This is a genomic window from Flavobacterium sp. WV_118_3, from assembly GCF_039778605.1.
Lineage (GTDB): Bacteria > Bacteroidota > Bacteroidia > Flavobacteriales > Flavobacteriaceae > Flavobacterium.
In genome coordinates, this window is sequence record NZ_CP156060.1 from 820,340 (window position 1) to 843,575 (window position 23,236).

At 38.9% G+C, this 23,236-nt stretch carries 21 protein-coding genes; 10 read left to right on the forward strand and 11 right to left on the reverse strand.

Going from position 1 to position 23,236, the window contains the following annotated elements; genetic code table 11:
• Nucleotides 1–57: 57 nt before the first annotated feature.
• Nucleotides 58–315, reverse strand: a complete 258-nt coding sequence (locus ABFU83_RS03815; RefSeq protein ID WP_347069081.1) for a hypothetical protein — start codon at nt 313–315, stop codon at nt 58–60.
• A gap of 150 nt (nt 316–465) precedes the next feature.
• On the opposite strand from ABFU83_RS03815, the gene ABFU83_RS03820 reads away from it, so the two are divergent.
• The gene (locus ABFU83_RS03820) at nt 466–1,347 is read left to right on the forward strand and encodes a hypothetical protein (RefSeq protein ID WP_347069083.1); all 882 of its coding nucleotides are present in this window, start codon (nt 466–468) and stop codon (nt 1,345–1,347) included.
• Here ABFU83_RS03820 and ABFU83_RS03825 read toward each other — a convergent pair.
• Nucleotides 1,330–5,049, reverse strand: coding sequence for a metallophosphoesterase (locus ABFU83_RS03825; protein WP_347069085.1), 3,720 nt, complete (start codon nt 5,047–5,049; stop codon nt 1,330–1,332). The two genes, ABFU83_RS03820 and ABFU83_RS03825, sit on opposite strands and share 18 nt — an antisense overlap.
• Nucleotides 5,050–5,074: 25 nt before the next feature.
• Here ABFU83_RS03825 and ABFU83_RS03830 point away from each other — a divergent pair, with 25 nt between their 5' ends.
• The gene (locus ABFU83_RS03830; RefSeq protein WP_347069087.1) at nt 5,075–6,262 is read left to right on the forward strand and encodes a Pycsar system effector family protein; all 1,188 of its coding nucleotides are present in this window, start codon (nt 5,075–5,077) and stop codon (nt 6,260–6,262) included.
• 2 nt (nt 6,263–6,264) lie between these two features.
• Here ABFU83_RS03830 and ABFU83_RS03835 read toward each other — a convergent pair whose 3' ends face one another.
• Nucleotides 6,265–8,619 (reverse strand): GAF domain-containing protein, encoded by a 2,355-nt coding sequence (locus ABFU83_RS03835; RefSeq protein ID WP_347069089.1) that lies wholly within the window; start codon nt 8,617–8,619, stop codon nt 6,265–6,267.
• Nucleotides 8,620–8,902: 283 nt separating this feature from the next.
• On the opposite strand from ABFU83_RS03835, the gene ABFU83_RS03840 reads away from it, so the two are divergent.
• From ABFU83_RS03840 to ABFU83_RS03855, 4 genes are all read left to right on the forward strand, one after another.
• Complete coding sequence (locus ABFU83_RS03840) at nt 8,903–9,220, forward strand: hypothetical protein (protein WP_347069091.1); 318 nt, start codon at nt 8,903–8,905, stop codon at nt 9,218–9,220.
• Between the two features lie 103 nt (nt 9,221–9,323).
• Nucleotides 9,324–9,977, forward strand: a complete 654-nt coding sequence (locus ABFU83_RS03845) for a hypothetical protein (protein ID WP_347069093.1) — start codon at nt 9,324–9,326, stop codon at nt 9,975–9,977.
• Nucleotides 9,956–10,732, forward strand: coding sequence for a histidine kinase (locus ABFU83_RS03850; protein ID WP_347069095.1), 777 nt, complete (start codon nt 9,956–9,958; stop codon nt 10,730–10,732). The genes ABFU83_RS03845 and ABFU83_RS03850 overlap by 22 nt, the downstream gene beginning before the upstream one ends.
• Nucleotides 10,720–11,388 carry a response regulator transcription factor gene (locus ABFU83_RS03855; protein WP_347069097.1) on the forward strand — a complete coding sequence of 223 codons (669 nt, stop codon included), beginning with the start codon at nt 10,720–10,722 and terminating at the stop codon, nt 11,386–11,388. Before ABFU83_RS03850 ends, ABFU83_RS03855 begins: the two co-directional genes overlap by 13 nt.
• 491 nt (nt 11,389–11,879) lie before the next feature.
• On the opposite strand, the gene ABFU83_RS03860 is transcribed toward ABFU83_RS03855, so the two are convergent.
• A complete protein-coding gene (locus ABFU83_RS03860) occupies nt 11,880–13,136 on the reverse strand; it encodes a DEAD/DEAH box helicase (RefSeq protein ID WP_347069099.1) in 1,257 nt (418 codons plus the stop codon).
• Nucleotides 13,137–13,197: 61 nt separating this feature from the next.
• A complete protein-coding gene (locus ABFU83_RS03865) occupies nt 13,198–14,232 on the reverse strand; it encodes a formimidoylglutamase (RefSeq protein ID WP_347069101.1) in 1,035 nt (344 codons plus the stop codon).
• A gap of 102 nt (nt 14,233–14,334) precedes the next feature.
• On the opposite strand from ABFU83_RS03865, the gene ABFU83_RS03870 reads away from it, so the two are divergent.
• The gene (locus tag ABFU83_RS03870; protein ID WP_347069103.1) at nt 14,335–15,210 is read left to right on the forward strand and encodes a hypothetical protein; all 876 of its coding nucleotides are present in this window, start codon (nt 14,335–14,337) and stop codon (nt 15,208–15,210) included.
• A gap of 52 nt (nt 15,211–15,262) precedes the next feature.
• Here ABFU83_RS03870 and hutI read toward each other — a convergent pair whose 3' ends face one another.
• Entirely contained in the window at nt 15,263–16,501 is a 1,239-nt protein-coding gene (hutI, locus tag ABFU83_RS03875; protein WP_347069105.1) for an imidazolonepropionase, read from the reverse strand.
• Nucleotides 16,502–16,605: 104 nt separating this feature from the next.
• Between hutI and corA the strand changes: the two genes are divergently transcribed.
• Both corA and ABFU83_RS03885 read left to right on the forward strand, forming a co-directional pair.
• Nucleotides 16,606–17,688, forward strand: a complete 1,083-nt coding sequence (corA, locus tag ABFU83_RS03880; RefSeq protein WP_347069107.1) for a magnesium/cobalt transporter CorA — start codon at nt 16,606–16,608, stop codon at nt 17,686–17,688.
• Nucleotides 17,689–17,706: 18 nt separating this feature from the next.
• Nucleotides 17,707–18,405, forward strand: a complete 699-nt coding sequence (locus ABFU83_RS03885; protein ID WP_347069109.1) for a DUF1003 domain-containing protein — start codon at nt 17,707–17,709, stop codon at nt 18,403–18,405.
• A gap of 2 nt (nt 18,406–18,407) precedes the next feature.
• On the opposite strand, the gene ABFU83_RS03890 is transcribed toward ABFU83_RS03885, so the two are convergent.
• The 4 genes from ABFU83_RS03890 to fumC all read right to left on the reverse strand — a co-directional run bounded on the left by ABFU83_RS03890 (nt 18,408) and on the right by fumC (nt 21,364).
• Nucleotides 18,408–18,959, reverse strand: a complete 552-nt coding sequence (locus tag ABFU83_RS03890; RefSeq protein WP_347069111.1) for a pentapeptide repeat-containing protein — start codon at nt 18,957–18,959, stop codon at nt 18,408–18,410.
• A gap of 71 nt (nt 18,960–19,030) precedes the next feature.
• Nucleotides 19,031–19,663 (reverse strand): hypothetical protein, encoded by a 633-nt coding sequence (locus ABFU83_RS03895; RefSeq protein ID WP_347069113.1) that lies wholly within the window; start codon nt 19,661–19,663, stop codon nt 19,031–19,033.
• Nucleotides 19,663–19,836 (reverse strand): hypothetical protein, encoded by a 174-nt coding sequence (locus ABFU83_RS03900; RefSeq protein ID WP_347069115.1) that lies wholly within the window; start codon nt 19,834–19,836, stop codon nt 19,663–19,665. The genes ABFU83_RS03895 and ABFU83_RS03900 overlap by 1 nt, the downstream gene beginning before the upstream one ends.
• A gap of 130 nt (nt 19,837–19,966) precedes the next feature.
• Complete coding sequence (fumC, locus tag ABFU83_RS03905) at nt 19,967–21,364, reverse strand: class II fumarate hydratase (RefSeq protein WP_347069117.1); 1,398 nt, start codon at nt 21,362–21,364, stop codon at nt 19,967–19,969.
• 204 nt (nt 21,365–21,568) lie between these two features.
• Here fumC and ABFU83_RS03910 point away from each other — a divergent pair, with 204 nt between their 5' ends.
• Entirely contained in the window at nt 21,569–21,730 is a 162-nt protein-coding gene (locus ABFU83_RS03910) for a hypothetical protein (RefSeq protein ID WP_168732736.1), read from the forward strand.
• Nucleotides 21,731–21,806: 76 nt separating this feature from the next.
• On the opposite strand, the gene ABFU83_RS03915 is transcribed toward ABFU83_RS03910, so the two are convergent.
• A complete protein-coding gene (locus ABFU83_RS03915; protein WP_347069119.1) occupies nt 21,807–22,892 on the reverse strand; it encodes a hypothetical protein in 1,086 nt (361 codons plus the stop codon).
• Nucleotides 22,893–23,236 lie beyond the last annotated feature (344 nt).

A 23,236-nucleotide genomic window follows, 5' to 3' on the forward strand; every position in this document is an offset into this window, starting at 1 on the left:
CTTTATAGTAATCTGCTTGAAAAACGCCTGATAGCTTCCTTTGAGGAACACTTAAAATCAGTTTTTTAAAGCTTTCATACTGTAATCATTAATATAAAAGGATAGTTTTTTGGCTCCGCTTGCATTTAAATGATCAGCATCATAGAAATCGTTCGCTGTAAATCGGGGATCATCCAACAGATTGATATAACGACAATGTTCGTGTGTAGCAACGAGGTTTTCTATTGTTTTAATGGTTTGCTGTAACTGTTTTTTATTCCGATTCTCTCGGAGGGAATGATAGACCGATGGTGTAAAAAAAACAAGGGGTGACACCTTTTAGTTTGTATAGGAAAACCGACGACGAATGTTGTTGGTTTTTATTTTTTTTTACAGCAAGTATAAAATAAAAATACTGTTTTTTCGATTACCAACATCGAAGTTGTATTTATACTATCTTTGAAAGAAATAAGAATTCACGCTGTTATGAAAACGATCAAAACGACTTTTTTCCTGCTTAGTCTTACCCTTCTTTTTTGTTGTACAACCAAAAAAGAATTACCGGTTTTGTTTCCACTTCCTAAAAAATTAAAAGAAGTATCGGGAATTACAACTTCCGATAACGGTAAAAGCTTGTGGGTGATCGAGGATAGTGGTAATGAAAATAAAGTGTACCAATTGGATCGGGAAGGGGCCATCCAACATACGGTAACGGTTGGGAATGCGACCAATACCGATTGGGAAGATCTCACGATGGATGAGCATAAAAATATGTATATAGGCGATTTCGGAAATAACGATAATACGCGTAAGGATCTGGTAATTTATAAAGTCAATGCGGCCGATTTAGCGCAATCGGAAGTCAATTCCAGTGCGAGTATTCATTTTTCCTACCCGGAACAAAAAGCCTTTCCGCCGAAAAAAACAGAATTATGGTATGATGTAGAAGGTTTTTTTATCTGGAAAGACAATTTCTACCTGTTTACTAAAAACCGTAGTAAAGGATTCGACGGAACGACCTTGTTATATCGCGTGCCCAATAAAGCCGGAAACCATAAAGCCGAATTACTCGGATCGTTTAAAACCTGTGATATCTATAACCATTGTGCGGTTACCAGTGCGGCAATTAGTCCGGATGGTAAACATATGGTGCTGTTAAGTCATACCAAAGTGTGGTTGTTCGAAGATTTTAAAAACGACGATTTCTTTAACGGAAAAGTAACCCGACTGGAACTGAATCATATGTCGCAAAAAGAAGCCATTACCTTTACGGATAATAGTACGTTGCTCATTGCGGATGAAAAAGTCAAAAAAAATGGGGGTAAGGTATATGAGGTTGCTATAAAAACCTTAAAAACCAAATCCTAATCCAAATGCAATCCGACCGTCTTCGTTACTTCTGAAATAGGTCACCCGTGCGGTGATCACATTTAAGCCGTTTAGCCATAAACCGCCACCATAGGAGTTGTGCCATTTGTGTGAATCCTGACCGTCCAACCATACGCGACCGTAATCAAATCCGCCAATCATACCGAAAGTCATCGGGATAATGCTTTTACGGATTTTACCAAGTGTTAGTCGTAAATCGGAACTTTGATAAAACGCCTGTTTTCCTAAAAAACGCTCGTTACGGAAACCACGGATATCATGGTCGCCGCCAATGGTGGCGCCCTGGTAAAATTCGAAATTGTCGTTCAGTAAAAACTTCCCTTTGAAGATTGTCGCCAATACCAGTTTTCCTTCCGGATCGATTTTATGATTAAAGTTCAGTTTGCTTTCGATATATGGAAAATTACGTTTGGTATCGGATAGATTCATTTTCCAGCTTCCCAGAATTGAAAAGCCCATACCCATAGTGGGAAGTGACGGATTATCGTAATTTTGAAAGCTGTATTTCAAGTTTAATCCCGCAAATTGCAGGTTTTCGAATACTTTAGGGTTGATAATGCCCGGAATGTTGATATAACGATTCTGAGTGTCTTCGACTTCAATATTTTCAAAAGTGGCTTCGATTTGAATATCGCTACCGTTTCGGCCAATTTTTCGCAACGATGGCGCCGCTTTATACGATTGGATGCGAACGCGGTTGTAATCCATTCCGAGTGTTTCGTCGTTATTGGCGGTTTCGTTTCCATATCCGAAATAATTGACCGCAAAATTCGGACTTGTAAAACGGGCTTCAAATTCAAATTGCCAGTCACCAATTACTTTCGTTACAATCGCATTATAGGTTAATTCAAAACCATGGGTCGCAAAATAATAGTTGGCTTTAAAGCCGTGCAGACTCGAGTACGGGGCACGGTTAAAACCATTAACGGTATACGAACCGACCATGCCGAGTTTAAAACCGTCGTCCGGATTATAACCAATTGTCGGCAGACTGTTAAATGCGTTGTACTTCGGTTTTTTGTAGTCGTAAGAATTGATTTCGTAATCGTCGGTTAGGAATTTACGGGTTTTACGATCCAGCGTATAGGTGTTCTCTTTGGATTTAAAATCGTATACAATTACTTTTTTGCCATTCTCAACGGTATAGGTATCGTGATGCTGACCACCGAGCAGTCGGATTTTGATTTTGGATTTCCCGTCGCCTTTTACTTCGAATTGATCATCATCATTTAGCCCGTAAATCCAGATTTCTTTCGTTTCGCTATCGGGATAGGTTTTGGAACTAACCATTTCTTCACCGCTATTTTTTAAGCGGATGTTGGAAACCGTTACGGAGCCGTTTTGGGTTCGGTCGATTATAAATTTGTCTTTTTTATCCGTACCGACAATCAGTACGGTTTTGTGCAACACTTTGTAATATTCGGAAGCATATTGTTCCAAATGTGTTTTACGGACTTTTAATTTCTTTTTGATGTCTTCGATGGTCGCATCGTTTACTTCTTCCGGTAGGTTAAAAAAAGCATTGTCAATTAGCGTATCGGTTAAGTTGTCGTGGATATATCGGGCTTGTGCGATCCAGTCGTTTTCGGTAGCATTGGCGGCAAAAGCAAGGTCCATAGGGTAGGGTTCCATATTAAACCATTTGACACTGCGGATGTTTTCGCCAAAACCCTGCATATGACGTAAGGCAGGAACGCGCATCAATGGCGAAAGCAGGGCACCGTCATATTTGCTAAAAGCCTGATCACGATCTCTTGGAATCGGTCGGTATACAATATTGTGGCCTTCTTTGTTTTCGGCCCATCGCCATTGATCACTATGACGATCCCAATCGCCTATTAGCATGTCAAACAATCGCGCTTTGATATATTCGGTTTCGTTGATTTTGTATTTCTCGTCCTTTTTTAGATTTTTTAATACATCGTCCGTACCCACTATAGCATCAGCCTCTCCAAAACTTTCGTGTTCCGCATGACTGTCGCTTGGGCGCTCTTCAACCATATACAATTCGTCTCCAAAACGGTCGTTAAAAGCTCCTAATGCCGCCTGTTTGGGAATGTAATACAGTTTCGGATTGGTAGCGCTTACACCTATAGGCTGGGCCAGATTCCCCACCATAAAGGGAATATAGGGATGGGATGAGGTATAAAAATCCAATAGGAAATTTTCTGCGAACGTGTCTTCAAATTCGTTCTCGATAAACTGATCTTTAAAAGCTACGGATTGTAAGAACCGCGAAGCACTCTTTTTTAAAGCACGCATTACAAATTCTTTTCCGTTTTTGTCTTTTAAGCGCAGGGATTTCGACTGATGGCCACCACCGGCGCGTACGGGTTTTAAGCCGCCCATAAGCGTGTCGAGTGTCGCCGTTTGCACCAGTATCGGCATGCTATAATACTTGCGGTAGTGTTCGCCCCATAAGAAACGGTAAAAACCACTTTTGGAGGTCATTTTTTTGGAATAAATAGAAGCTTTGGTAATGGCCGGAAAAGTATCGGGATAGGAAACAGGGTGCGTTTCGGTTTCCGGTTTAATGATGGTTTGCTGGTATAGAGTCGTGTTGTTTTTATCGAAAAAAAGCAATGCTACCGAACCGTCTGCGTCAAAATCCAGTCGGGCATAACCGTTGCCGCCATAAGAAAAGTCGTTTGGAAAAATACTTCTTGCAGCTTCTCTTTTCGATCCGGAACCACTAATCACCTGTTTGATGTTGTTGTGTTCGATATACTGTAAATTATGGTCGTGGCCGGAAACGACTACGATATTGTCTTTGCCCTGAATCAGGGTTTTGATTCGTTTGGTTAAGGCTGTATATTGTTTGTTTTGAATATCCTGCGGACTAATTCCGGAGGTTTTTCGGATCAGATTGATCAGCGAACCAACAAAAGGTAGCGGGATGTCTTTCTCCAGCGGAAACAGTTCCTTTCGAAGCGAAAACTGTCCGCCGTGGGAACCGTTGCTCATCAGCGGATGGTGAATCGCCAGAACAATGGTTTTGTCCTGATTTTTGTTGAGAAGACTTTCGAGTTCCTCAAAAAAATCGTCACGGGTTTTGATGTTGCAATTGTCGTTTATTGTAGGATGTTGATCCCAGTTTTCAAGATACCATTCACTGTCGATCGTGATCATCGTGATACGGTCGCTCAGCTTGATAGCGTCAATGGCACAACCTTTACGGGGTAAAAATGCTTTTTTGTCTTTTAATTGATCCATCACATATTTTTCCTGGCGTTCCAGTCCTTTTACACCACTGTACCAGTCGTGGTTCCCCGGAATAAAAATAGTTTTGCCGGAAAATGATTTCCCCATTTGTATCTGATTGTCCAGTTTTTGTCGGGCCAGTTGTTGTGCGGCTTCGTTTTTCGAATCGGGAAAACCGTACGGATAAATATTATCGCCCAAAAACAGTAATGTGGTGTTTTTTCCTGCGTTTTTTAATTGGGCTTCCAACGATTTAAGTGTTTGCTGACCGTTGCTTTCATCCGAATTTCCGGCATCGCCCACCAAATATAATTGATACTCCGGACCTTTGCTTATCGCTTGGTTGTCAATAGTGTCGGTAAGGTTTTTCCCCGTCTGAATGGTATGGGTGGCACAGGATTGGAATAATAAAATAAACAATACATACTGAAATAGTATATAATTACGTTTCTTATCAATACTTAACCAAAACAATTTCATAATTTAGAGGGATAAAAATTGGCTTATGAATATTATAGAACAAGCTGAAAATTACGTTTTCGCCTTACTCAAAGATAAACTTTCTATTTCATATACTTACCATAATTTTAATCATACTGTACGGGTGGTGTCTGCAGCCAAACAACTTGTTGAAAATGAAAAAGTTGATCCCGAAACGGCTGAGAAAATTATGATAGCGGCCTGGTTTCACGATGTCGGATATACCAAAGGTTGTACCGAACACGAAGAATGTGGAACGCATATCGTAGAAAAATTCCTTCGGGAACAAGGGAAATCTGCCGCGTATATTGAAGATGTAAAAGAGATCATAAGAGCTACGAAAATTGATCAGGAGCCGGTAAACCTGGCGCAAAAGATTATCAAGGATGCCGATTATTTTCATTTTGCAGCCGATAATTATAGCGAACTCAGTGAACTTTTGCGTGAAGAATGGAAACTGACACAACAAAAGAATTACACTGATCTGGAATGGGCAATGGGTAACCGTGCCATGATGGTACAATGCCATCGTTATTATACCGATTTTGCCAAAACCAACTGGCAACCGAAAAAAGAAAAAAATACGATCGAATGCCAGCGAATCATCCAGAAATTAACGGAAGATAGAGCCGATTCGAAATCGAATATCAAAAAAAAGAAACTGGAAAAACTCGAACGCCCCGAGCGCGGTATTGATACGATGTTTCGCGTTACCCTAAGCAATCATACCCGGTTGAGCGATATTGCCGACAGTAAGGCAAATATTCTTTTATCGGTTAATGCGATTATCATCTCCATCGCACTATCAACTTTGGTGCCTAAATTGGACAGTCCGAGTAATTCGCATTTGATCATACCGACGTTTACGATGATTATGTTTAGCGTATTGTCGATCATTTTTGCCATATTATCAACCCGCCCCAAAGTAACCAGCGGAACCTTTACCCGTAAGGATATCGAAGATAAAAAAGTGAACCTGCTCTTTTTTGGGAATTTTTATAAAATGCCAATCGACGAATACCAATGGGCGATGAACGTCATGATGAAAGACCGGGATTATTTGTATAACTCCATGATCAAGGATTTATATTACCTCGGACTGGTATTGGATCGCAAATACAAATTATTGCGCATTACGTATACGATCTTTATGATCGGAATTATCTTTTCGGTTATTGTGTTTGTAATCGCTTTCCGTTCGCTCGGCGTTTGATCTTATTTCAGTTCGTCCAGTAATTCCTGATAGCTATAGGTTCGGGTTGGTCCTTTCTGTGATTTGTAATTCACTTTTACACGAAGCGCCTTTAAGCCCGAAACACCTTGCAGGCTTTCGACATCGAAACTTTCGATATTGGGCTCCAGAATGCCTTTGAATTGTAGAAACTGAATGTACTTTTTATATTCGGTTTCTTCAGCAAGATGTGAATAAACGATCGTAATTTTGCCCTGTTCGGTAATGCGTTCGTCTGTTCCGCGGATATGGGCCTTGTCAATTCGCTTTTTAACCACTTCATATCGCGCATTATACGTGCCGTCGATGTCAAAACGTTTTTCATCCATACGGAAACGGATCGCAATAGGCGAACTGAAAACGAGTACCAACGAGGTTACTTCCAGTTGGAAAGGCAATGATCGTTTGAGTTTTTCATGTTCGATTTCCATTTCGCATAAGGCCTGTAACTGCCATAACCGGAGGTTTTGTAAAAACATCAGATCAAAGTTCCGTTGTGGCGCGATGGAACCTCCGATATAAAGGTTGTGTTCCACACCATCGGTTTTGAAACGCTCGTAATAATGCGGGAAAATGGCTTGTGCTTCTACCTGTTTGGCATCGAGTATAGACGCCATTTTTTTATTGGTGAGTGATAAGGCAAGATCAAATTTTCTACGGGATTCATAAAAAGTTCCGGTTTTTTCATCCAGTTTTTCAAAATAAGCATCAATCAAGTCTTCTTCCAAATGGTCACTTTTGGCATTTTTCAGGATCGGATGGATCTCATTCTGAATATAAATCTGAATCTGTTGCTCGGTATCGGCTTTTAAGGATGCCGCCAATTCTTTTAATAAGGATTCAATTTCGAATTTACGTTGTTCCAGTAACATCAGGTTTACTCCGGATTTCATCTGTTCCAGAATGGAAATGATCATTTCCAGTTGGTTTTTTAGATCGTCCTGAACCGTTTTGTTACGGGCATCCGACGATCCTTTGATGTCAATCTGACCGTAAAGCGGATATACATTTTTAAAGACAATCTCTTTGAAAATATATTCTTTATCCTGACTGCTTTCGGTTAAATAGTTTTCGGCTTCGATCTTAAATTTCCAGTAAACACTTGGGTGAATGGCGGTATATTCTTTTTGAATAACAGCTTCGATATGGTTTTGCCATTCGGAATGGTACCGATCGACCGTATCGACCAAAAATGGCATGATCAATTCCAGTTTGTTCGCATTTAAACTGTTTAGTTTTTGCGGATAGGATGAAGCGAGTTCGATAATCCCAAGTATTTTGTCGTCTTTTACAACCGGAGCCAAAATACAGCTTCTGATGTTTTGCGCCAACAGATGTTTGCCTAAAGATTTGTCTTCCGAACATTCCACAAAACGCATGGTATCGGATATTGCAAAATATTTCTTTTCGCGGATAAGGGTTTCAAACGAACTACTACACAACGCATTTTTACATTCGTGTGTCAGGATAAAACTTGTGAATTTCCGATTGGGAACCAACTCAAATTTTTGTTCTTCGCTGTTATAGGGGGTAAAACCAATCCGTAAATCCGGTATTTTATAGATGGAACGGAAGATCGTCTCTGTACTATTGTCGTCGTTTAGTTTCTGTTTGTCCGGTTTTAGTAAATTACTTTTTAGGTTGGAAACCGAATTTTCTATCGTCGCATCAAAGAGAATAACAATTCCGAATCCTTTTAGAATCCAACTTTCCTGCGGGAATTTTTCTTTCCATAAGACGATGTTATCGAAATTGTCAATCAACAAATCGATATCTTCTTCGGTGAGTTTTACCGATTTTTCAGTTGGAATAATTTCCATAAAATCGGCGTTATACATAATCCGGTAATGGCGGATAATCCCGTCTTTGTCCGGAATATCATAAAAAAGTGGTCGGCTGAAATCAAAATCCCGATTGTAAAAGGAGTTTAGAATCAAACAACAGTTCAGAATATAAAACTGATGCTGATCAAAATCCCGGATGGTCATATCGAAGTCTTTTCCGGCTTCTTTGAGGATCTTTTTAAAGCGTTCGGTATAATTAAACGTAATGTTCTGAAAAGGCACCGTAACGGCTTTGATTTCGTTATGGGTTAAGGCAGTAGGAAAAAGATCCGCCAGTAAATTGTGAATGAGCTTTTCCTGTTGTTGAATTTGATCATACGAAGTAATCCCGTCCCGTAATTCCGGAACTGTCCCGGCTTCTTTCAATAAGGCTTTGGCATAGTTGGAACGATAGTCGGCATCATCCGAATGGGCAATGTGTTCCAGGGTCTCTAATACTTTATGAAAGGATACTTTGATTTTAAAGGGACTTTCGGGGTATTGGTTCATATTCATCTTCATTGCATTTGGTTCTGTAAAATTACTAATAAATATTGTAATGATGTGCTCCGGAAGTACCTAAAAAAGTACCCAAAAAACAGGTATAAACACGCTATTATGACTATTGTTTAATCCGTAAAATTGTGCGCTTTATTTTGATTGCTGATCTTCTATCCGGGAAAGCAGGGATGAAATAGCGATGTTGTTACGTATTTATACGTACAAATTTACGTATTTACAGGTATTTTCATAAAAAGTAGCGATCCCTAATTTCGCGGAGAATTTTAATATAATCAAAATGGAATTTAGTAAAAGTTTAGGAGAAGAGATTAGTTTAGAGCAAGCGATGACCTATGTGAAAGCACACAACGCAAGGTTTCCAAAAGGAGTGAAAGCATTTGCTTTTGGAGTTGAGCATGTACAGGATGTTCTAAATCAGGAGGGATGTGTAGGAATTCGGATCTATAACGGTTATAACGAAGAAGAAGACTGCCCCAATATCGTAGTGGTAGGTGTAGATGCCGAAGGAAAAGATATGACTGGAGGTAAAATATTCGACAGAGGGGTACGTTGCCCGGATATGTGCGATATTACTAGTCCGCTGTTCCAGGGATAGTTCACTACTCTGTTTTAAAATCTAATTTTTAAACCTGTTGGATTTCCCAACAGGTTTTAGTTTATATATTTGCGTAATTTCAAAAACCTCAATCGGATTTATTTTGAGACTAGTATATGCTATAGCGCTAACATCAATATTTATAGGTTTTATTCCCCTTGTTTTATTCCTTATCCGGAAACGACAACGGCAATTACCGCCACAAGCGACCTATATTGGCCCCTTCGTTTGGCTTACCTTTTTAGCCAGTGCCTATGAGCTTATCTGTACGCTGATCTTTAAATTGAATTCTGATATCTGGTTCCGAGCCTATCTATTACCGGAGTTTTTTGTGCTTTTTTATTTCTTTTGGAAAGTTTTTGAAAAGCGATACCGACCACTTTTCTATTTTTTTGGTACTGTTTTCCTGCTCGTATTTATCGGCTTGCTCTTTGTTTGGAACGATTGGAGTCATTTAAAAGGCGATTCGTATCTGTCGCTTATCGAAGCGATATTCGTCTATACTTTTGTTATTCTGTGGTTTAAAGACGTCTTTCATAATCTGACGGAACAATACCTTTGGAATTTTCCACTTTTTTACTTTATATCGGGTTTTATTTTCTACTTTTCCGGTACCTTATTTCTATTTTTGATGGGTGATATTATTGATCAAACTCCAAACCTCGTGTTCGAGGATTATTGGGTTTTTAATCTAATCTTGATGATCATCAAAAATATATTTTTAATGGTAGGGATATGGAGAATTCAGAAGAAATAAAAATTGCTTTTTGGTTGGGAACGCTTGGAATGCTTTTCCTGGCTTTTGGTTTATTATCGCTGGTATTGTACTATCAGAATCATTTCTACAAAATGAAACGGAAGGAAACAGAGTTGTTACTAAAAACGGCTCTGGAAACCGAAAAAAACGAACGGAAACGTATTGCCGCCGATTTACACGATAGTGTGTCCGGCGACTTGAATGCGATTCGAAATTACTTAACTATCTTACAACGAAACGGAAGTATTGTCGGAAATCAGGAGATTTTTGACGAAATTCGATCCGGAGTCGAAATGGCATTGGAAAATACCCGTAAAGTTTCCTATAATATTATGCCGCCACTATTGGAGACATACGGTTTGGTTACCGCGCTTACGGATTATCTGGAGGGATTGAAAAAGAAAACGGAAATCGATTTTAAAGTGGTTAGTGAGCAGGAGGAATTTAAAATCGCCGCTCCGGTTGCCTATGAGTTGTTTCGTATTGTTCAGGAGTTTACAACCAACATGATCAAATACGGAAAAGTGACGGAATCGATCGTAACAATGGTACTTTCTGACACTTTTTTTACAATTACGCTACAGGATAACGGAATTCCGTTTAACTTTACACAACTTTTGGCTACATCAAAAGGAACGGGCGTTAAAAATATTAACTCCCGGTTAAAGATTGTCGGAGCCGATTTTGTCCAAAACGAAACCGAAACCGGAAATAGTTTCACCATTACATTAAAGAAAGAAAAGTGCTTAGAGTAGGTATTGTGGACGATCATAAACTTTTTAGAAAAAGTTTGTCCTTTTTGATCAATTCTTTTGAAAATACCAATGTCGTTCTGGAAGCCCAGAACGGGCTCGATCTATTGGATCAGATTCAGGATCATACGCTGGATTTGTTGCTATTGGATATTCAAATGCCGGGTATGGATGGTTTTGAAACCTGTGAACACATCCGAAAGCATTATCCGGAAATGAAAGTACTCATCGTGTCGCAACTCACCACCAAAGAAAGTATTCATAAGGTGATGGAATTGGGGGCGCATGGTTTCTTTACCAAGAATTCCGAACCGGAACAGCTCGAAAATGCGATTAAAAGTATTCGGGATAAGGATTTCTATTTCGGACAGGAATTGGGTATGGTGTTGCGCGAAGCGATTTTATGGGAGAAAAACAACAAACCAAAAATTACCGCTTCGTCGATTACGATCTCCGACCGTGAAATGGATGTGATCCGTATGGCTTGTAAAGAGCTGAGCAGTATTGAAATTGCCGACAGGCTGCATATTAATGTGCGTACCGTCGAAACACACCGCAAACGCATTATGGAGAAAACCAACTCCAAAAACTTCATTGGCGTGATCCTTTTTGCACTGCGCCACCAGTTGATTTCAATAGAGGAATTAACCGAATTATAACTTCATTAGCGGCGAAATCCCCCTGTTTGTGGGAAAACCCGTGTTTTACCGGATACAAAATCAGTATTTTTACGTATTGCATTTTAGCTCAATAATATTGAATTTTGTCTCAATAGAGTTTTTCATTTAGTAAGTTTAAAAAAGACCATATTGCCCTTTATTGATTTATTAACTGTGTGTTCCTAAACTTTTTAAGTTGATAATAAATATGGTCTCTTTTACATCATTTATGGTGTATTTTAGTTAGTGAAGTTCTTTTAATTTTGGGTTAAAATGCTGAGCGGCTAACAGTTCAGCATTTTTATTTTTTTATCTAGAAAACCTTATTTATTATACATAAGTTTTTATTTGCATATCTTTAGTTTTTTTGAAAAAAAAGCAGCTCATAGGGGGGCTGCTTTTTTCTTTTATAAAAAAACCAATCAGGATAGCCTGATTGGTTAAGATCGTTTTTATTATAAATTGATCATTCCATTTTAGGTTGACTCCTATTAATACCAACGCTTTTTATTCTTCTTCGATTCCGGTGATTTGCGCGATTTTGGCGGGCTATTTTTTTTATTGCGGAAGTCCTTTTTCGCTCCGGGTTGCTCTTCTTTTTTCTCGCCTTCTTTCCATGGAAATGGATGATCTTCTACCACTTTTAGTTTCAGACGGGTTAGTTTTTCGATATCCTGTAAATACGGTTTTTCGTCTTTTCCGCAAAAGGATAAAGCCAATCCGGTATTTCCGGCACGTCCGGTACGTCCAATACGATGTACGTAGGTTTCCGGGATATTCGGTAAGTCAAAATTGATTACAAATGGCAATTGCTCGATGTCGATTCCTCTGGCGGCAATATCGGTCGCTACCAAAACGGAAACTTCTTTGTTTTTAAAGCCATCTAACACACGTTGACGCGCCGACTGGGATTTGTCTCCATGAATGGCTTCGGCGTTGATACCGTTCTTTTTTAAGGCTTTTACAACGTTGTCGGCTCCGTGTTTGGTTCGGGCAAATACCAAAACATTCGAAAGTTTGTCGTTTCGGATGATATGATACAATAATTTTCGCTTGTCTTCTTTTTCAACAAAGTATACTTTTTGTTGTACGGTTTCGGCGGTACTGGAAATTGGCGCTACCGACACATATTTCGGTTGTGTCAGAAACGTATCGGCCAATTCGCGTATCGCCAATGGCATCGTCGCCGAAAATAATAAGGTCTGACGGTTGTCCGGTGTTAGTTTGATGATCTTTTTAACATCGTTAATAAAACCCATATCCAACATCTGATCGGCTTCGTCCAAAACCAGGTGGTGCATATGATGCAGGTCGATAAAACCTTGTTTGTGTAAGTCCAGTAAACGTCCTGGCGTAGCGATTAATACATCAACTCCTTTTTTAAGCTGATCAACCTGTGGCGTTTGGTTTACACCTCCAAAAATAACCAGCGTACGGATGTTGGTGTATTTTCCGTAGGTATTAAAACTCTCTCCAATCTGTATGGCCAGTTCGCGGGTTGGCGTTACAATTAGCGTACGAATGTGTTTTACTTTTTTTGATGATCCAACAATCCGGTGTAACAAATTAAGGATCGGAATGGCGAAAGCTGCCGTTTTTCCGGTTCCGGTTTGAGCGCAACCTACAAGATCAGTACCTTCCATGATGATCGGAATGGCCTGTTCCTGAATGGGTGTCGGGTTTTCATAACCTTCTTCGGTAAGCGCCTGTTGTATATTGCGAAGTAAATCTAAGTCTTGAAATTGCATAAAAAAACGATAACTGTTAGTAGCTATCGTTTGCAAAAATACTTTAAAATATTGGTTTTGTTTATATATTATGCTTCGCCTTCATAAAATCGGTGATTAAATAGGCGATTAATTTCCCTACAAGATGGTTGTTTTTGTCCTGATCCAGATCCGGAGCACCTTCGCAAATGTGCAGATAGGAAGCATTGCGACTCTGACCGAAGTAATGAATAAACTGGCGTAATTCGGCTACTGAAAAACCGCTCAACGTCATCGCACTACTGGCAATTCCAGGGAGAGCGTCCAAATCGATTTCGATACCAAAAGCATCGGTGGCGATGTGTTTCAAGGCGATTTCCATTTCGACGTCAAAGTCCTTTTCCCGGCGAACGGCAATTTGTTCGTAGGTGTTATAACGGATTTTTTCAGTTACTTTTTTAATCGAATCGAGTACACTTTTCGGCGTATAACTTTCGTGTAATCCGAAAATAAAATATTTTTTAAGGAAACCTTCTTCAAAAGCGTAGGAAAATCCGTTGCCACTGTGGCGTCCTTCCAAAGCCCGGAAATCGGTATGCGCATCAAAATTGATCGCATTTACGGCTCTTCCTTTTGCCAGTGCAAGTCCCTTAATGTTTCCGTAAGCATTATTATGTCCGCCACCAATCACAATTGGAGTCTTTCCGGCTTTGATAATCTGACAGACAATATGCGACACTTCTTTGTCGATTTTTTCGACCATTTTAAAAAAATGCCTGCGGTCTTCCTTGTCCGTAATGTCCAACGTTTTGATGGCTTCCATTTGTTCGGAAACATCAATACTACCCAAAATCAGTAGCTGACTGCCTTTGCAGAAACGGTTGTTCTGGATGTTTACAATGCTTTTTAAAGTGCTTTCCCAGGCCGAAGCTGTTCCGGCTCTTCCAAGGTTGGCACGTACGCCAATGTCTTCCGGAATTCCCAGTAAAACAAATTCGGCATCGCTGGTCTGGAGAAATTCCAACGTATCCATTTCCTTGGGTACGGTTTGGATCCTTTCTCCGAATTTTATCTCACCACTACGGTGATTGGTAATTTTCGTTAAGTCGTTTAGTGTAAATCGGATAAGCTTTTCCATATAAAAAATGTTGCATCCAAAAATACTATTTTCTATAAAACTTTCGTTATTTTACGGAAATGAATAATTTTATAGCTAATTGTATTTGAAAAAAATGTGACTATGGAAAATCAAAAAAGTAATTCGAGCTTAAAAGCCATTATTGTTGTTTTGTCGTTATTGTTAATCGGGAGTTTGGCCTATATGTACAAGATGAGTACTGATAATCAGACTTCTGAAAACAAAATCATGTCGGAGAAAGATAAGTTAAATGAAGAGCTTCAGGCTGCGATTGCTAAATATGATGCTGCGATAGCGGACAACACTTCACTTTCGTCCGAACTGACGGCAGAAAGAGAAAAACTGATCCAACTGCAGAAAGAACTGGAAAAATCAAAGGGCGATGCGGCTTCATTAGCAAAATTTAAAAACGATTACCTGCGTTTAAAACGTGAAATGGATAATCTGATGCGCGAAAATGAAGGACTGAAAAAACAAAATGCGGCCTTAACTACACAGCGTGACAGTACACAAACCGTATTAAACGACGCTAGAAGAGTGAACGATACATTGGTATCACAAAACGACCAGTTGGCCAAAACGGTTGAAAAAGCGTCTAAATTAACGGTATTGAATTTACAGACGACTGCAGTAAAACAAAGAAGTTCCGGAAAACAAATTGATACGGACAAAGCACGTAGAGCCGATGTATTGAAAGTAAGCTTTACCATTGCTGAAAACCAGGTAGCCAAATCGGGAGACAAAACGTACTATATCCAAATCATTGACAGCAAAAACAATGTATTGGGAGAAAAACGTACCGAAACTTTTGGTGACAAAGTATTAACATATAGTTTTGTTAAAACGGTGAAATATGAAAACAAAACCGTTCAGGTAGCTCAGGATTTACCGGTAGAAAATATAGAAGGCGGAACATTCTTCGTAAATATTTTTGACAAAGCGGAATTGGTATCCAAAACCAGTTTTACGTTGAAATAACAAAAGATAAACGACAATACAACAAAAAAGAGGAATCCAGGTTCCTCTTTTTTTATTGAATAAACTGACCTTCGATTAGGACCTGATCAATCAGGTTGCTGCCAAAAGCATAGGGTAGCTGGTAATAGGAGGTAAGTGGTTGCGTTATGATGATATTCGCTTTTTTTCCTTTGGTGATACTTCCGTGTGTATCGGAAATTCCCATCGCATAGGCACCGTTGATGGTCGCTGCATTAATCGCTTCTTCCGGTGTCATTTTCATTTTGATACAGGCGGTGGCCACTACAAAATTCATATTTCCGGATGGTGTGGTTCCCGGATTAAAATCGGAGGCCAAAGCCAACGGTAATCCGGCTTGTAGCATTTTTCGCGCCGGCGTATACGGAATGCTGATAAAATAGGAACAGCTCGGTAAAGCCACTGGCATAGTGCTGCTGTCTTTTAAAACAGCAATATCTTCGTCGGTTACAATTTCCAGGTGGTCTACCGATAAAGCACCGTGTTTCACACAGGCTTCGATACCATTTATGGCGGTAAACTGATTCACGTGGATTTTCGGAATCAATCCGTGTTGTTTTCCCGCTTCGATAATCCGTTCGGTTTCGGCTACCGAAAAATAACCGGTTTCCAGAAAGGCGTCGACATATTCGGCCAGGTTTTCATGGGCTATAGCCGGTAGCATTTCGTTAATGATCAAATCGATATACCCTTCGTGGTTTTCTTTATATTCGGATGGGAAAGCATGCGCGCCTAAAAAAGTCGCTTTGATGGCAATCGGGTAGTTCTCGGATAAGCGTTTGATCACTCGTAGCATTTTTAATTCGGCTTCGACCGTAAGTCCGTAACCGGATTTGATTTCTACCGCTCCGGTTCCCTGACGCATCACTTCTTCCAAACGCACTTTCGATTGGTTGTAAATCTCTTCTTCGGAGGTTTCCTGTAATTTTTTAGCCGAATTTAGAATACCACCGCCACGACTGGCAATTTCTTCATAACTCAGTCCGTTAATCCGATCTACAAATTCCTGCTCGCGATTGCCGGCATAAACAATATGCGTATGGCTGTCGCACCACGTTGGAAGTACGGTTTTACCGGTGGCATCAATTAATTCACAGCCTTCTGATGACGGACAGTTGGCCATCGGGCCAAAATCGGCAATCCGATCGTTTTCAATCAATAGGAAAGCATGGTCTATTTTGGGTAAAACGGCCATCTCGGCTCCGGAAACTTTGGCTACGGGTGTTTCTCGTACCTGTAGTAGTTCTTTGATGTTCTGGATTAAAATTTTCATAGGATTCTATCTTGAAAGAGCAGCTTTTATAAGTGCTTAAATAATTTTTGTAAAAATAAACGGGAATTTTAAAAACTCCTATCTTTATATAAAATTATTATGCCGTGAGAAAAGTCAAGTATCGTAAAGTCCGCAAAGTTCAGCCCAATTATTATGAATATACCGGTGTTCACACCAGCGAGCCGGTGGGAATGCAGTTATTTGTTTACAATGAAAAACGCTTTGAAGAATATACAAAAATTACGCTGAATAAGGTTGAAAAAGAACTCAACGATAAATTGCAGGAAGAGGATGTGAAATGGCTTAATATTCACGGATTACACGATGTTGAACTGATCCGGAAGATAGGAGAATTGGTCGGAATCCAGAATTTTCTCGTGGGCGATATCCTGAATACACAACGAAGAACCAAGCTTGAAGAACTGGACGATTTGTTGTTTTTTAATATTAAATCAATTTTACCGGGGGAAGATCTGGATAATATCAGTGTCGAACAGATCAGTTTTATTCTAAAAGGAAATATGCTGGTCTCGTTTCAGGAAAAAAGGAGTGACTTTTTTACCCATATCCGCGAGCGTATCCGTACTGCTACCGGAATTGTCCGCAAAAAGAAAAACGATTATCTGTTGTATCTGATGCTGGATGCAATTATCGAAAATTTTTACATCACTATCGAAAATTACGAAGACCGGATTGAGGCGTTGATGATCGAATCCAAAACCAATTACCGTCAGGATGTACTCATACGAATTGAAAAAAATCGGGAAAATCTGAATTTTCTAAAACGTTCCATTATCCCGTTGCGCGATGCGTTGTATAGTCTGAAGAGTTTTCAGGATGATGATCAGTATGATGGAATCGAGCAATCCAATTATACCTTTTTTGCCCGTTTGCATCAGAAATGTCTCGAACTTTTGGAACAGATCGATTACGATACCAATTCGCTGGATAGCGCCTCGCACTTTTATTTTTCAGCCCAAAGTCAACGGATGAACGAAATTATGAAAGTGCTAACCGTGGTGTCTGTTATCTTTATGCCACTCACGTTTATTGTGGGAGTTTATGGGATGAATTTTGAAAACATGCCAGAGTTAAAAACGGATAACGGCTATTTTGCGGTTCTGGGTATTATGGCAATACTGGCCATTTTAATGGTGACCTATTTTAAAAGAAAAAAGTGGTTTTAAAGCAATGAACGATACATTATGAAAACATTTATAAGTGCCATTTCGGGAAAGGAATTTCCGGCTGCCGAAAAAGTTTCCGGAAAAACAATCCGGGCTTCCATTATGAATTTTATACTGAAAGAGCATCCGGAGTTTACGCGGGAACAGTATTTGTCGGTTGGGGAGGTAAACTACTACCGTGAAAAATATATTTCGGATTTTTTGATTAAGGAAGTCGGTGAAATTTCCGAACTGGAAAAAACAGTTTTGCATGCGCTGAAAGATAAGAAAATAGTAATCAATAAGCCTGAAGAAGAGGGGCAAGGGTATACTTTTGGACAACGAGTAGCCGATAAGGTCGCTGAATTTGGCGGAAGCTGGACGTTTATTATTTCGTTTATGTTTTTTCTGGTCGCCTGGATTGCCCTGAACGTTTTTATGCTGGCCAATAAAGGTTTTGATCCCTATCCGTTTATTTTGCTGAATCTGATTCTTTCCTGTATTGCGGCTTTACAGGCACCGGTGATTATGATGAGTCAGAACCGCCAGGAGGAAAAAGACCGGGAACGGTCTAAAAACGATTACATGATCAATTTGAAGTCGGAGTTGGAAATACGGATGTTACACGAAAAAATTGACCATCTGATTTTACATCAGGAACAGTCGATGTTGGAAATCCAGAAGATTCAAATCGACATGATGAATGATATCATTCATAAGATGGAAAATAAAAAGTAAGGCTATTGGACTTCGATTTTATAGGCGTCCAATAATCCCAAAACCGCCGGATAGGCAAATTTGGCACGGGTAATCGTATTCCGGCCCGGATCAATCGAATAATTGATGGCCGTGCGGAGATCGGCTTTTTCCAGCGCGGTATGGTTAAATATGGCTTCGCGGAAATCACAGTTTGGAAAACTGATTCCGGACAGATCGGCATCGGTAAAATCGACATCTTCAAGAATACAATCGGAAAAACGGGATTTTTTAAGTTTTAAACCGAAAAAAGAGCCCAGTTTTACATTACAACGATTAAGATTTAGTTGTAGTAAAAACGGATTACAGTCGTTAAAGTTAACACCGAGTAATTTACAATCGTTAAAAGTCACATCCTTAAAGGAAGTACCGCCCACGTTTGCCATACTGAAATCGCAGCCGGTAAAGGTGCAATCCAAAAATGAAAAATTGTTTAAAAAGGCATTTCCAAACTGGCAGTTGATAAACTGGCAATTGTCGTATTCGGCTTTTTCCAATCCGTTGACTTTTTCAAAAAGCTGATCTTCAAATAACATGGTGTATTTTGGTATGATTTGGGCTATAGGATTGTATTCCAATCTATAGCTATAAATGAAATTGTTTAATTTTATGGAAATTTAGTTTTAGATCGAGGAATAAAAAAACCTTTTATACAATTCAGATTCCTAATGCAAATCTGAATATGATTTTTCATTTGTATTCCTGCTCCATCAAAGGCCGGTCCACCTTCCGTAAATAACCCTCTTACGGTATCAAAATGTATCAGTTCACTAAAACCTTTTGTTACTATATCGTCCTTAATTTTTTCGCCAATCTTTTGATGTAAATATTGTATAACGGCACAATCTAATTCTCTTAAAACTAAATCACAGTGTTTATCGCTACCGGCATTTTTGTTTTCAGGAAGTTTCTTACCTGCAAAAGATAAATCGTCTTTCATTAATTCATAATAAGTCGAAAGAATATTGATAAATTGGGAATCTGTAAAATCCAAACAATAATCCAATTGATATACGACTCCAACAACAGAAGGAACTTTAAGCGTGCCTCTTTTTTGCTTGTCTAATGCCCATTTATATGCGCGTTCATAATTGTTTTCCCAAACATAGAACCCATGACCTAACCAATCGTAAATTTCCTGACTACTTTTTACGATATCCGGTTTGCTAATTAATTGATCTCTCACAGATTCATCACATCCATGAAAGCCAAGCATTAAATTAGGTCTTTTGGTATACATTATTTAGCAACGGCAACAACTTTTTTTAGGTTACTATAATGTCCTGTGAAGTTTTCTTTTTTTGTCAAAATTTTGGCAGACTGTAACGAGGCTACAACTTTAGCTCTATCTTTTTTTTCAGATTTAATCTTTTTAGCCAATGAAGTTAAAAGCTTTACTTGATTTGTTTCCATGCTATTGTCATTTTAATCTACTTTTACAAATATACCGATTTTTTGATTGCCGATAAAATCACGATACAGTATTAAAACATAAAACCTGTAGCTGTTACAACTACAGGTTTTATTAAATATTGAGAAATAATTATTTTAAGCTTCCAACCATATCTTCCGGTTTTACCCAGGCGTCGAAATCTTCTGGTGAAACATACCCTAAACGTACCGCTTCTTCTTTTAAAGTGGTTCCGTTTTTATGAGCGGTTTGCGCGATTTCAGCAGCTTTGTAATATCCGATTTTGGTGTTTAAAGCCGTTACTAACATCAGTGAATTGTCTACCAATTCTTTAATACGTTTGTGGTTGGGCTCGATTCCCTGTGCACAGTGTTCGTCAAACGAAACACATGCGTCACCTAATAAACGTGCCGATTGCAGGAAGTTAGCCGCCATTAACGGTTTGAAAACGTTTAATTCGTAGTGCCCCTGAGTACCACCAATCGTAATCGCTACGTCATTACCCATTACCTGAGCACATACCATGGTTAAAGCCTCACATTGTGTAGGGTTTACTTTTCCTGGCATAATAGACGATCCCGGTTCGTTTTCCGGAATGAAAATTTCACCAATTCCGGAACGTGGTCCTGATGCCAGCATACGGATATCGTTGGCAATTTTATTTAAGGACACAGCCAGTTGTTTTAAAGCGCCATGCGTTTCTACAATAGCGTCGTGCGCTGCTAAAGCTTCAAATTTATTTTCGGCTGTTACAAACGGATGACCGGTAAATTTAGCAATGTATTCAGCTACTTTTACGTCATATCCTTCCGGAGTGTTTAATCCGGTTCCAACAGCGGTTCCGCCTAAAGCTACTTCCGATAAGTGTGAAAGTGTATTTCTTACTGCTTTTAAGCCGTGATTTAACTGGGCTACATAACCTGAAATCTCCTGACCTAATGTTAATGGAGTGGCATCCATTAAGTGTGTACGGCCAATTTTTACTACAGTTTTAAATTCCTCTGCTTTCGCCTGTAGCGTATCTCTTAGTTTTTCTACACCTGGAAGGGTTACTTCTACTACTGCTTTGTAGGCTGCGATATGCATTCCTGTTGGATAGGTGTCGTTTGATGACTGTGATTTGTTTACGTCGTCGTTTGCTTTGATAACGGCTTCACCTTCACCGATCTTCAATCCGGCCAATACCTGGGCACGATTTGCAATTACTTCGTTTACGTTCATGTTGCTTTGCGTACCCGATCCGGTTTGCCAGATTACCAATGGGAATTCACCGTCTAATTTTCCGGCTAAAATCTCATCACAAACAGCTGCAATAGCGTCTCTTTTTTCTACTGCTAACACCCCTAAATCGTGATTGGCATAGGCTGCCGCTTTCTTAAGATAGGCAAAACCTTCCACGATTTCTTTTGGCATCGAACCCGAAGGACCGATTTTGAAGTTGTTTCTAGAACGTTCTGTCTGAGCTCCCCAGTATTTGTCTGCCGGAACTTTCACTTCACCCATGGTGTCTTTTTCTATTCTGTATTCCATTTTTATTGTTGTGTATAAGTTGTTACTGTCGATTTAAAACCATAAAACGATCCTGTGTGTAAACCGTATACGCTGTTTTAAAATCCTTTCAAAAATAGACAATATCGACAGCTTAAAAAAATGAATTAAAATAAATTTCTGATAAATATTGGACAAGCCGATTATTCGGCTTATCTTTGGCAGGTATTCAAAATTCCGGAAAACATGTTTGAATTTCAACAGTATTTAGGCTTTTTACTTTTCTTATGTATCTTAACCATCGGTTTTTGGTTAATGATTTTCCTGGTAGGTTTCGTTCAATATTGGGTTGGCGGTGCTATCATCGAATTGATCAAAGAAAAGAGAAACAAAAAGAAAGCAGAATAATTAATTTTATTCAAGATATAAAGGGAACAAATGTTCCCTTTTATTTTATAACAAAGGGCGCTTTAAGCGCCCTTTGTTATTTATAATACGTTATTGTACGTTCCACTACATATTTCGGTTCGTTGTCTATGGTAATGGTCTTTTTGATCCAGTTGCCTTTTTTGTCGTATTCGTATCGTATTTTACGGTCGATAGCTGATTTATTGGCTTTTCCAACTGTTTTTTCATAAATCATATTGTTATGATCATCAAAAGTGTAAAGCTGATGTGATACGATTTCCTGGTTGACAATTTCTTTGCGTTCGATCAGATTGTTGTTGTTGTCGTATTTAAACTCTTCTAAAATTTTTCCGTCTGCAAAACCGTCATAAGTTCGGTTGGATGTCATATTACCTTTGGCATCATAAGTGCGTACTTCCGAATATTCCAGCGTATTGTCTTTGTTTAACGTTTCGGTTTGCAGTAATTGGTTCTTATTGTTGTATTTGTTGTTGATTGTATACAGTCTTTTATAATCCGAATTCAAACGTTGTTCGGTTTGCAGATTGTTGTTGCTATCGTACGTATAGGTTGTGATATATTGTACGGAAGTTTCGCGAAGAAAGGATTTCTCTTCCCGGATTTTACTGTTATTTCCAAATATATAGGTATTTCGGTCAACCAAATTGTCTTTATCGTCAAATCGGCGCACTTCTACACGTTGGTTTTTAATAAAAGTGTTGAGTGTTTTCTCCAACTGCATTCCTTCCGGATTTCTACGGGTGATGATGGTATTGTTACCGTTCTCGTCCCACGAATATTTAGTAGTAAACGCTTTTCCAGGACTGACATATTGCGAAACGAGAAGTTTCTTGTCTTTATTGATAAAGGTTGTTTCTTCCAATAAGTTGCCATCCAAAAGGTTTTTCTTTTCGCGGATTAGACTTCCGCTATCGCTAAATTCCAGAGCAGTATTATAACCGGTTGGGTTTTCCGTTGCCGGTTTTGCTTTTTGCCCGTTTGCAAGGAGAAAGGATTTTTCGGTCACGGTTTTTACATTATCGGTCAGTTTAAAGTCTTTCCAGTTGTTGACGATTTCGGCTTCTGTTTCGGTTTGATTTTCGTCTTTTTTACAGGCGATTAGTAAAAATGAAAGTAAAAATAGGGTAAAGGTTGATTTCATTTGTTGTCAATTAATTCCCAAAAATCCATTATTTTTTTGACAAAGCCAATTATTTGTCAAAATTAACAGCAGTGTTTTTTAGTGGAAACAAAAAAAATCTGCCGAGACAGCAGATTTTTTAAAATTATAACAGTGTAAAAAGTATGATAAAGTTAATAGACACCGTTTTTCCGATTTGGTTGCTTCGTATTGTGATAAATTTTTTAAAAAAAAGTAATAAAAATTAACTGCTGTTTGTAAATTTAACAATTGATTACATAATTTTTAATATGTAATGATCTTGATGACAGTTTGTTGCTCTTTTTGAAAAGAAATAAACTATTTTTAAAATCAGAAATTAAATT